This is a genomic window from Halorubrum kocurii JCM 14978, from assembly GCF_000337355.1.
GTDB lineage: Archaea > Halobacteriota > Halobacteria > Halobacteriales > Haloferacaceae > Halorubrum > Halorubrum kocurii.
The window spans coordinates 64,768-73,549 of record NZ_AOJH01000062.1 but is presented as its reverse complement, the minus strand read 5'-3'; the positions used below and the strand labels follow the sequence as shown (position 1 = coordinate 73,549).

Here is an 8,782-nt window from a genome sequence, read left to right as displayed (position 1 = left end):
GTGCATACGTTGATTTAGGTTGACCTAAAATACTTAACGCTGACGGTCCCCATCGCCGCGAGCATCGGTCTCAGTCGAGCGGGGACGCCGATCCGGCACACGCCGCCCCGTCGAGTTCGACTCCCGCCACCGGAACCCGTTTGTGCGTAGAATTCGAAATACAACACATGACCGACGCTGAGACCGACGCCGAGCGCGTTCGGATGTGGCTCGTCGAGCGCACCTACTCCGACGACGAGCAGAACATGGTGATCCTCACGTACGCCACCCCGGACGGCGAGCGCTACTTCCGCAAGGAGCGAGCGCTCACCTCCTTCACCGACGTGCGCGACACGACGGCCGCCGTCGACGCCGCCCCCGAGAACGTCGGCGCGGTCGGCGACCCGGCCGACCGCGAGCGGTACGCGGCCGAGGCCGAGCGGATGGCCGGTGAACACGACCCGGACGACGTGATCTGATTCGGCGCATCCGGCTTTAACCCGTTCCGGTGCGAACGACTGACCGATGCGTGCCACGTTCGAGACCCTCGCGGTCGCGGCGCTGGTCGGGACCGCACAGCTCGTGCTGAGCGCCGTCGGCCTCGGGGGGATATTCGCGCTGTCGATGCCGCTCACCGTCGCGCCGTGGACCGCCGTCACCAGCGTGTACGCGCACGGGTCGATCGGCCACCTGCTGGCGAACGCGCTCGCCCTGCTCCTCGTCGGTCCGCTCGTCGAGCGCCGGACCACGCGGCCGCGGTTCCACGCGTTCGTCGTCGGGACCGGTGCGCTCGCCGGACTCGCACAGGTGACGCTCGGCGGACTGCTCGGCCCTCCGTCGGCCGTGTTGGGGTTGAGCGGCGCCGTCTTCGCGCTCGGCGGCTACCTCCTCGCGGGCAACGTCGTGAGCGCGACGCTGTTCGATCGCCTGCGGCTCTCCGCCCGGGCGCAGTTCGCGCTGTTCGGGCTCGCCGCCGTCGTCCTCACCGCGACGACGGCGGCGCCCGGCGTCGCGCTTATCGCCCACGCGACCGGCGCGTTCTGCGGGCTCGTCGCCGGGCGCGCGCGGCTGCTCGACGCCAGATAACGACTCCAGGGAGGTGCGCGCGTGCGTCGGACCACGGACAGCGGCGGCGCTAGCGGGCGCGAAAGAAAACGAAGAGAGTGTGAACGGACGCCCTAGCGCTTAGTCTTCGAGAACGATCTCGATGCTGACGTCGTTGGGCACTTGGACGCGCATGAGCTGGCGGAGCGCGCGTTCGTCGGCGTCGATGTCGATCAGACGCTTGTGGACGCGCATCTCCCAGTGCTCCCACGTCGCCGTCCCCTCACCGTCCGGGGACTTTCGCGACGGGATCTCGAGCGTCTTCGTCGGCAGCGGGATCGGGCCCGACAGGGCGACCCCCGTCGAGTCCGCGATCTCGCGGACGTCGTCGCAGATGTCGTCGAGGTCCTCGGGGCTCGTGCCGGCGAGGCGGACGCGTGCCTGCTGCATCGATTATCGCTCGTTGACTTCGAGCACCTTGCCGGCCGCGATGGTCTGACCCATGTCGCGGATGGCGAAGCTGCCGAGCTCCGGGATCTCGCCGGACGGCTCGATGCTGAGCGGTTTCTGGGGGCGCACGGTGACGACCGCGGCGTCGCCGGACTTGATGAAGTCCGGGTTCTCCTCGGCGACCTCGCCGGACGACGGGTCGATCTTCTGGTCGATCGACTCGATCGTACAGGCGACCTGCGCCGTGTGGGCGTGGAAGACGGGCGTGTACCCGGCCGTGATGACGCTGGGGTGCTGCATGACGACGACCTGCGCCTTGAACGTCTCGGCGACGCTCGGCGGGTCGTCGGCGGGGCCACAGACGTCGCCGCGACGGATGTCGTCCTTGCCGATGCCGCGGACGTTGAAGCCGACGTTGTCGCCGGGCTCGGCCTTGGGCACTTCCTCGTGGTGCATCTCGACCGTCTTCACTTCGCCGCCCACGTCGGACGGCTGGAAGGAGACGTTGTCGCCGGTGTTGAGGATCCCGGTCTCGACGCGTCCCACGGGGACGGTCCCGATGCCGGAGATGGTGTAGACGTCCTGGATGGGGAGTCGGAGCGGCGCGTCCGTCGGCGGCTCGGACTCCGGCAGGTCGTTGAGCGACTCCAGCAGAGTGGGGCCGTCGTACCAGGGCGTGTTCTCGGACGCCTCGGCGACGTTGTCGCCCTCGAACGCGGAGATCGGCACGAAGGTCGTGTCGTCGGTCGCGAAGCGGACCTGGTTGAGGAGGTTCTTGACCTCCTCGATGACCTCGTTGTAGGTGGACTCCTGGTAGTCGACCAGGTCCATCTTGTTGACGCCGATGATGAGCTCGTTGATGCCCAGCGTGCGGGCCAGGAACACGTGCTCTCGGGTCTGGGGCGCGACGCCGTCGTCGGCCGCGACGACGAGCACCGCGTTGTCGGCCTGCGAGGCGCCCGTGATCATGTTCTTCACGAAGTCACGGTGCCCCGGGCAGTCGACGATGGTGAAGTAGTAGTTGTCCGTGTCGAACTCCTGGTGGGCGATGTCGATCGTGACGCCACGCTCGCGCTCCTCGGCGAGGTTGTCCATCACGTAGGCGAACTCGAAGCCGCCCTTGCCCTTCTCTTCGGCTTCCTCGCGGTGCTGCTCGATTACGTGCTCGGGGACGCTCCCCGTCTCGAAGAGGAGGCGACCCACGAGCGTACTCTTGCCGTGGTCGACGTGGCCGATAATGGCCAGGTTCTGGTGCGGTTTGTCACTCATGGGGTAATCACGCGCTAAGGCGCTCTGTGAGTAAGTTTCGGTAGAATCCACTAAAACGGTTTCGATACGGCCCACAGACGATCGCGGCGCCTTCGGGCGATTCTCGACAACGCGGGGCACGGCAGAACGACACACGCCCAGGTCACCGGTGACGAACTCTGCGGTCGAGGCGGCCTACTCTAGCCGACCGACGTCCCCGAGCACCGCGCTCGCGGTTTCGGGACCGCCCGCGCCCCGCCCGGAGATGTTGAGCCGACCGGCGTGGGTGGTCTCGATCTGGACGATGTTCTGCGTGCCGGTGACCGCGAGCGTCCCGTTCTCGGGGACGAGACGCGGCGCGACCCGGACCGTCTCACCCGTCGCCTCGCCGATGAGCCGGACCGTCCGCCCGTCTTCCGCCGCGAGTCGGAGCGCGGACCCCGGCACGTCGCGGATCCCCTCGACGTCGGCGTCGTCGAGCGTGAACTCCCTGGCGTCGGCCGGACCGTCTGCCGCGCCGAACGAGAGCACGTTCGCGAGGATGACGCACTTGAGCGCCGCGTCGGTGCCGTCCACGTCGAAGGAGGGGTCGGCCTCGGCGACGCCGAGGTCCTGCGCCTCCGCGAGCACGTGGTCGTAGTCGAGCCCCTCCGCCGCCATGCGCGTGAGGATGAAGTTCGCCGTCCCGTTCAACACGCCGCGCACCGCCGTGACGTGGCCGGGTTCGATGTCTTCGACGGTCGACACCGCGGGGATCGCGCCGCCGACGGTAGCCTCGAACCGGATGTCGCCCGCGCTGTCGGCGACGAGCTCGCGCAGGTCGCCGAACCGCTCCGCGACGGGTCCCTTGTTCGCGAGCACGGCGTGGCGGTCGCGCTCCAGCGCGGTCCGGACGTGCGAGAAGCCGGGCTCGGCGTCTCCCAGCGTTGTCGGCGTCGCCTCGACGAGGGCGTCGTAGTCGGCCGCTAGCGCGTCGGCCGGATCCGCATCGCCGACGATCCCTCGCTCCGCCTTGCGGGCCACGACCGCGTCGGGGTCGACGCCGACGCCCCGACCGCTCGACCCGTCCGCGACGACCGCGCTCGACGAGTCCGCGACCGCGACGACCTCGTGACCGTACTCGCCGGCCAGATCGACGACGGAGCGCCCGACCGCGCCGGCACCGACGACGGCGAGCTTCACGCCTCCACCCCCATGAGCGGCTCGACCAGCCGAAGCTCCTTCTCCTCCGCCAGCTCGCGGACCGCCGCGAGCGCCGCGTCCGTCTCCCCGGCGCGGGCCTCCACCCGGAGCCGAGCGCTCGACGCCTCCTCGGTCCCCTGCGGGGCCGCCAGCGACACGTCGGCGACCGACGCCGACTCGCAGGCCTCGATCCGCGAGAGCGTGTCCGAGAGGTCAGTGTCGATGAGGTGGCCGAAGAGGAGCAGCGTCACCTCCTCCGCGTACCGCTCCGTCCCCGCCTGCATCACGTTCACGCCCTCGCTCCGGAGGGCCTCGACGATCCCCTCGAACCGCTCTTGGGTCGCCTCAAAGTCGACTTCGACCGGGATCCGGCCGCGGGGGGTCTTGTTCCCGCGCTCGTGGTAGATCGAGAGGAGGTTCCCGCCGTTGTCCGCGATCGGGTGGAGCGCCGCGAGCAGCTGTCCGGGCTCGTCGACGAGCTCCAGCCGGACCGTGTGCGTCGACGGCGTCGCCGAGGCGTGGCCGCCGTCGGGCGACGGGTCGGTCGCGTCGTCGCCGTCGTCGCCGGCCCCCTCCGGGGCGCCGTCGCGACGGTCGCTCACGCCGCCACCTCCGGCGCGGCGCGGCCGCGAGCGCGCGGCGAGCGCTGGCACGTTCCTGTGCCCGGCGTGGAGCGGTGGCTCAGTGGCTCCGTCGCGGTGCGCCGGGATGGTGTCGTGCCCGTCTGCATACCCGAACGGAGTCGGACGATCGGGTATAAGCCTTCGGCGATGGCAGGCGTTGCCTCGCTTCCGCGTCTGCCAACGCGGCACACGCCCGGACGGCCCGTCGCCGGTCGAGCGAAAACCGCTCGACTCCGAGGGGGAAGTCCGCGCGGAACCCCCGCAGATTTATGTGTCGGGAGAGTATCGCGTCGGTGTGAACTCCCTCCCCGCAGTTCGTCGACAGCTGCGACGCCACCGCTCGCGCGGAACCGCCCTCCGTCGCCCCGAGATGAGGTAGGATGGGGGACGACGGACTCAGCGTTAGCGGCCCGAAGACGAGACGCGGCGCGGTCCTCATGCTCGTGATCGGGCTCGCGGCGACCGGGTACGGCGCGTACGACTACACCCAGCAGTCGGACGCCGTCGCGGACGCCGTCGAGGTCGACGCCGAGATAACCGAACTGAACGTGGAATCGACCTCCTCGGGGAGCAGCACCGACGTCGACTACCGCCCGACCGTGCGGTTCACGTACGAGTACGAGGGGACCGCCTACGAGAGCGCGAACCTCTTCCCGTCGGCCATCTCCCCGAACTACGACACCGAGTCGGCGGCGCGGGCGGCGATCGAGGGGTACGCCGTCGACGAGCCGGCGACCGCGTACGTCGATCCGGCCGATCCGGACGGGGCGTTCCTGAAGGACCGCACGTCGAACGCGCCGCTCGTCGCGGTCGCGGTCGGACTCATCTTCGTCCTCGTCGGCGGGCGCTCAGCGATCCGATAGAGTCGTCGCTGCCGGGTTGAGCGCGCCGAAAGAACCGAGAGAGACCGCAGAAGGTCGCAGACCGCCCGGGACCGCGAACCGCGTCGTCGACTTAGAAGTAGTCGATCGACTGCGGCAGTTCCAGCTTCATGCCCTTTCGCTCGCGGATCTCCATGATCTTCTCGCGCTGGAGGTTATCGACGAGGACACGGAAGCCCGCGTTCTCGGTGTTCCACGAGGCGCGGCCCTCGGTGGCCGAGCGGATGTCGGAGGAGAACCCGATCATCTCCTCGACGGGCGCGATGCCCTCGACGACCATGAGGTCGCCCTCCTGGTACATGTCGTCGACGCGGCCGCGGCGACCCTGAATCTCGCCGGAGGCGGCGCCCATGTGCTCCGAGGGCACGTCGATGCGCACGTCCTGAATCGGCTCGAGCAGGCGGACCTCACCGTCGATCAGCGCGCGGTGGACCGCGTCGCGGACCGCGGGGATGACCTGTGCGGGACCGCGGTGGATCGTGTCCTCGTGGAGCTTCGCGTCGTGCAGGCGGAACAGCGATCCCTGGACCGGCTCGGCGGCGAGCGGCCCGTCGTCGAGCGCCTCCTGGAGCCCCTCCAAGACGAGCTCCATCGTCTCGTTGAGGTGCTGGATCCCCTTCGTGTCGTCGATGAGGATGTTGGTCCGGTGGATGTCCTCGACGTTCTGTGAGGTGTCCTTGTCCATGCCGGCCTCCTGCAGCGCCTCGCGGCGCTCCAGTTCGGGCATGTCCATCGAGACCTCGCCGAGCTGGATGGCGTCGACGATCTCCTGGGCCATCGGCTCGACGGTGAGGTAGAACTTGTTGTGGCGGTTCGGCGACTGCCCCTCGACCTCGCGGGAGGCCTCCTGGGGCTGCTCGCGGAAGACCACGATCGGCTCGCCGGTGATGACCGGGATGCCCTGGTTGTCCCGGATCCGCTGGGTGATCACTTCGAGGTGGAGCTCGCCCTGCCCGCTGATGAGGTGCTCACCCGTGTCCTCGTTGATCTCGATCTGGATCGTCGGGTCCTCTTTGGCGACCTGCTGGAGCGTCTCGATGAGCTTCGGCAGGTCGTCCATGTTCTGCGCCTCGACGGACTTCGTGATGACCGGCTCGGAGATGTGCTCGATCGACTCGAACGGCGTCATCTCCACGGAGGAGACGGTGGAGCCGGCGATGGCGTCACGCAGTCCGGTGACGGACGCGATGTTCCCGGCCGGGACGTGTTCCACCTCCTCGCGTTCGGACCCCATGAAGAGCCCGACGCTCTGGATGCGGTTTTTGCCCGCGGTGCCGGAGACGTACAGCTCCTGGCCCTTCTCCAGCGTGCCGGAGAAGACGCGGCCCGTCGCGATCTCGCCCGCGTGCGGGTCCATGGAGATGTCGGTGACCATGAAGACGACCTCGCCGTCCTCGTTGACCATCCGCATCGTGTCGGCCAGCTCGCTGTCCGCGTCGCCGCGCCAGATGCGCGGGACACGGCGGGGCTGGGCGTCGACCGGGTTCGGGAAGTGCTCGCAGACCATGTCGAGCACGACGTTCGACAGCGGCGTCCGCTCGTGGAGCTCCTCGCGCTTGTCGTTCTGCTCGAGCTCCATGATGTCGCCGAAGTCCATGCCGGTCCGCTGCATCGACGGCATCGAGACGCCCCACTTGTACAGCGCGGAGCCGAAGCCGACCGTTCCGTCCTCGACGGAGACGGTCCAGTCCTCGGGGATGTCGTCCATGTTCTCGGCCATCCCGCGGATGAGCTCGTTGACGTCGGCGATGACCGACATCAGGCGCTCCTGCATCTCCTGGGGCCCCTCCTGGAGCTCGCTTATGAGGCGGTCGACCTTGTTGATGAACAGCGCCGGCTTCACGCCCTCGCGGAGCGCCTGCCGGAGCACCGTCTCCGTCTGGGGCATCGCGCCCTCGACGGCGTCGACGACCACCAGCGCGCCGTCGACCGCGCGCATGGCGCGAGTGACGTCGCCCCCGAAGTCCACGTGGCCCGGGGTGTCGATGAGGTTGATGAGGTGGTTGGTGTCCTCGTACTCGTGGGTCATCGAAACGTTCGCCGCGTCGATGGTGATTCCCCGTTCCTGCTCGTCCTCCTTCGTGTCCATCGCGAGCTGCTCGCCCGCGGTGTCCTGAGAGATCATGCCGGCACCGGCCAGCAGGTTGTCGGAGAGCGTCGTCTTCCCGTGGTCGACGTGCGCGGCGATGGCGATGTTCCGGATGTTCTCCGGAGTGTCCATCAGCCGCTCGCACTCTTGAACGATCTTCTTGCGTCGGCCCATTATACCGTTCGTTACCGACAGCAGGGTCAAAAGGGTAGTGTTTCGCCGCGGCCGTTTCACCGTGGATCACCCCGGATCGCCGTCGATTTCGTGCCTATCGGTCGCACGATCCGCGCCCGCGTGGCGACGGCGGCCGCCCCGTGCGCATCCGCGTGTATTTAAGTAATCCCTCGGAAACGGAGTCGTATGAACGAGACGCTCTCACGGCTCGTCGACAGCGGCGTCGTCGCGGTGCTGCGCGGGGTCGAGGCCGATCAGCTCATCGGGATCACCGAGGCGCTCCGCGAGGGCGGCGTCACCGCCGTCGAGATCACCGCCGACACGCCCGACGTGGCCGAGAAGCTCGGCGAGGTCGCCGGCTCCTTCGACGACGAGGTCGTCGTGGGCACCGGTACCGTCCTCGACAGCGAGACCGCGCGGACCACGCTGATGGCCGGCGCGGAGTTCGTCGTCTCGCCGAGCCTCCACGAGGACGTGATCGAGACGTGCAACCGCTACGGCGCCGTCAGCGCGCCGGGCGTGATGACTCCGACCGAGGCGATCCGCGGCTACGAGGCCGGCGCCGACTTCGTGAAGGTGTTCCCCGCGAAGACCGTCGGCCCGGACCACCTCGGCGCGATGAAGGGGCCGCTCGGTCAGATCCCGATGATGCCGACCGGCGGCGTCGGCCCCGACAACGCCGCCGACTACATCGACGCGGGCGCGTTCGCGGTCGGCGCGGGCGGCGCCCTCGTCGACTACGACGCCGCCGAGCGCGGCGACTACGAGGCGATCACCGAGACCGCTCGCGAGTTCGTCCAAGTGGTCGAGGCCGCACGCGACGACGACTGAGGCGAGGCGACAACGGCGGCCTGCTTATAAACAGATAGGACGGCAGCAGCGGTGGCGCGCGCCTCCGAGCGGCCGAAGGCCGCGAGGAGTGCCGCGCGAGGGAGTCGCTGGCGGCGACAGCCGCCAGCGACGAGGCTGGGGAGGGATGAGGTGCGGTGCTGTGCGGGGCGGGTGGGACTCAAANAGGAGCGAGCGAAGCGAGCGACTGAAGCGCGCAACGAGGTGCGCGAGTCCTCGCGACTGGGGCTTTGGAGGTGTTCGCCGTTGATCTCCGATCGGTT

9 protein-coding genes are annotated in these 8,782 nt (G+C 68.9%); 4 read left to right on the top strand and 5 right to left on the bottom strand.

Annotated elements, in window-relative coordinates; all coding sequences use genetic code 11:
- The first annotated feature begins 167 nt into the window (after nucleotides 1-167).
- Nucleotides 168-458 (top strand): hypothetical protein, encoded by a 291-nt coding sequence (locus tag C468_RS09885; protein WP_008848740.1) that lies wholly within the window; start codon nucleotides 168-170, stop codon nucleotides 456-458.
- 46 nt (nucleotides 459-504) lie between these two features.
- Nucleotides 505-1,065, top strand: a complete 561-nt coding sequence (locus C468_RS09880) for a rhomboid family intramembrane serine protease (protein WP_008848739.1) — start codon at nucleotides 505-507, stop codon at nucleotides 1,063-1,065.
- Nucleotides 1,066-1,164: 99 nt separating this feature from the next.
- On the opposite strand, the gene rpsJ is transcribed toward C468_RS09880, so the two are convergent.
- The 4 genes from rpsJ to C468_RS09860 all read right to left on the bottom strand — a co-directional run bounded on the left by rpsJ (nucleotide 1,165) and on the right by C468_RS09860 (nucleotide 4,505).
- A complete protein-coding gene (gene rpsJ / locus C468_RS09875) occupies nucleotides 1,165-1,473 on the bottom strand; it encodes a 30S ribosomal protein S10 (RefSeq protein WP_004048854.1) in 309 nt (102 codons plus the stop codon).
- A 3-nt stretch (nucleotides 1,474-1,476) separates the two neighbouring features.
- Nucleotides 1,477-2,742, bottom strand: coding sequence for a translation elongation factor EF-1 subunit alpha (gene tuf / locus C468_RS09870; protein ID WP_008848738.1), 1,266 nt, complete (start codon nucleotides 2,740-2,742; stop codon nucleotides 1,477-1,479).
- A gap of 174 nt (nucleotides 2,743-2,916) precedes the next feature.
- Nucleotides 2,917-3,903 (bottom strand): homoserine dehydrogenase, encoded by a 987-nt coding sequence (locus tag C468_RS09865; RefSeq protein WP_008848737.1) that lies wholly within the window; start codon nucleotides 3,901-3,903, stop codon nucleotides 2,917-2,919.
- Nucleotides 3,900-4,505 (bottom strand): amino acid-binding ACT domain protein, encoded by a 606-nt coding sequence (locus C468_RS09860; protein ID WP_008848736.1) that lies wholly within the window; start codon nucleotides 4,503-4,505, stop codon nucleotides 3,900-3,902. Before C468_RS09860 ends, C468_RS09865 begins: the two co-directional genes overlap by 4 nt.
- 401 nt (nucleotides 4,506-4,906) lie before the next feature.
- On the opposite strand from C468_RS09860, the gene C468_RS09855 reads away from it, so the two are divergent.
- A complete protein-coding gene (locus C468_RS09855) occupies nucleotides 4,907-5,389 on the top strand; it encodes a DUF3592 domain-containing protein (protein ID WP_008848735.1) in 483 nt (160 codons plus the stop codon).
- A 91-nt stretch (nucleotides 5,390-5,480) separates the two neighbouring features.
- On the opposite strand, the gene C468_RS09850 is transcribed toward C468_RS09855, so the two are convergent.
- Nucleotides 5,481-7,670 carry an elongation factor EF-2 gene (locus C468_RS09850; RefSeq protein WP_008848734.1) on the bottom strand — a complete coding sequence of 730 codons (2,190 nt, stop codon included), beginning with the start codon at nucleotides 7,668-7,670 and terminating at the stop codon, nucleotides 5,481-5,483.
- A gap of 186 nt (nucleotides 7,671-7,856) precedes the next feature.
- Here C468_RS09850 and C468_RS09845 point away from each other — a divergent pair, with 186 nt between their 5' ends.
- The gene (locus tag C468_RS09845; RefSeq protein ID WP_008848733.1) at nucleotides 7,857-8,501 is read left to right on the top strand and encodes a bifunctional 4-hydroxy-2-oxoglutarate aldolase/2-dehydro-3-deoxy-phosphogluconate aldolase; all 645 of its coding nucleotides are present in this window, start codon (nucleotides 7,857-7,859) and stop codon (nucleotides 8,499-8,501) included.
- The last annotated feature ends 281 nt before the right edge of the window (nucleotides 8,502-8,782 follow it).